Origin of the sequence: Mesoflavibacter sp. CH_XMU1422-2 (assembly GCF_037029245.1) — a bacterium.
Classification (GTDB): domain Bacteria; phylum Bacteroidota; class Bacteroidia; order Flavobacteriales; family Flavobacteriaceae; genus Mesoflavibacter; species Mesoflavibacter zeaxanthinifaciens.
In genome coordinates this window covers 15690-17116 of the sequence record NZ_JAYMEE010000043.1, presented here as the reverse complement: position 1 = coordinate 17116, position 1427 = coordinate 15690, and the positions used below count along the sequence as shown (strand labels likewise).

The 1427-nt window shown below is 36.2% G+C and carries 2 protein-coding genes; both read left to right on the top strand.

The window, feature by feature from the left end; translation table 11 throughout:
- The first annotated feature begins 109 nt into the window (after positions 1-109).
- Positions 110-565: an RDD family protein gene (locus WA340_RS05905; protein WP_336127852.1), complete on the top strand. Its 456-nt coding sequence runs from the start codon at positions 110-112 to the stop codon at positions 563-565.
- A 174-nt stretch (positions 566-739) separates the two neighbouring features.
- Complete coding sequence (locus tag WA340_RS05900; RefSeq protein ID WP_331811279.1) at positions 740-1288, top strand: HNH endonuclease; 549 nt, start codon at positions 740-742, stop codon at positions 1286-1288.
- Positions 1289-1427: the final 139 nt, after the last annotated feature.

The following is a 1427-nucleotide window of genomic DNA, read 5'->3' as shown; positions in this document are numbered from 1 at the left end:
GGAAATTCATTGCAATTTTCTATCTTTCAGCTTCAACGGAAAATCGTGCCGATTTTCCGCAACTGAAATTTATACGCTAACGTTACCATACATTTAACCAAAACTAACTATGAGTGAATTTGACCAATTCTCTGAATTAAAAACTGAACCGAATATTGGAAAACGATTTTTAGCTGGATTTGTGGACTATCTGATAATTTATGTCTTCTTTTTTATCTATATCTATACTTTTGGAGAGCCGAATGATGAAGGTGGATATTCTGTTAACGGGTTGCCAGCACTCGTTCCCATAATATTTTGGGGAATTATGACTGTTGGACTTGAAATTGGACTCGGAGCAACACTCGGGAATTCACTTGCTGGTTTAAAAGCAATACCTAAAAGCGGAACTAACCGAAAACTCACTTTCGGAGAATCTTTTAAAAGACATTTACTTGACCCAATAGATATGTTCTTTTTTGGATTAATCGGAATAGTGACAATAAAGAACACAGATAAAAATCAAAGATTAGGAGACATTTGGGGAAATACAATCGTCGTGCGGAATGAAAATCTGACTGAATAAAGGAACTGAATAAAAACGTATGGTAACACCGTGTATAGCTCATTGCGGCTGAATTCCTAATCGGAATTCATTGCAATTTGCTATCTTTAGGTTACGGCGGAATGTTCACTGCGTGAAATTCCGCAACGAGTCATACACAAAACCGTTGTAGTGCATTTGAGAAAAGCATTTAGGATGATAAGAAACTATTGGAATGAAGAATGGAAAGAGGTCGAATTTGACGATGGAATTGCCGAAAATGAAAAGTTCAAAATCTCAAATTACGGCAGAATTATAAACTGCAAAACCGATAAGGAATTTTTGGTTAAAGAATACTTTATAAACGGATATCAGAATTTACCAGTCAAACAAAAACAGAACGGAAAATCGACCAGCAGATACGTGCACAAACTTGTGGCAGAACATTTTCTTGAACAGAACGACGGAATTTATGTCATTCATCTGAATTATGATAAAACCGACAATCGAGTGGAAAACTTAAAATGGGCAACCAAAAGAGAAAAGGAAATTCATCAATTCAACAATCCGAATTGGGAAAAAGTTGTGCAAAAAAGAGGTAAAAAAATCGGAAAACTAAACGAGGGAAAAGTGAAAATCATTAAACGCCAGTTGAAAAACGAAAAGAACAGAATCAATATGATTGCAAAACGCTTCGGAGTTTCGGACACACAAATCCATAGGATAAAAAAAGGAGAGAATTGGAGTTCTGTAACCGAATATTAACGAAAAAAAACGCACTACAACAATGGCTATAATTCATTGCGGTTGAATTCCTAATCGGAATTCAACGCTTTTTTGCTATCTTTCGGCTACGGCGGAAAGAATCCTGCGGATTTTTCCGCAACGAAATCATAGCCGAGAC

Coding starts and splice junctions, on each gene's coding strand:
- WA340_RS05900 (WP_331811279.1), top strand. CDS start 740: ATGATAAGAAACTATTGGAATGAAGAATGGAAAGAGGTCGAATTTGAC.
- WA340_RS05905 (WP_336127852.1), top strand. CDS start 110: ATGAGTGAATTTGACCAATTCTCTGAATTAAAAACTGAACCGAATATT.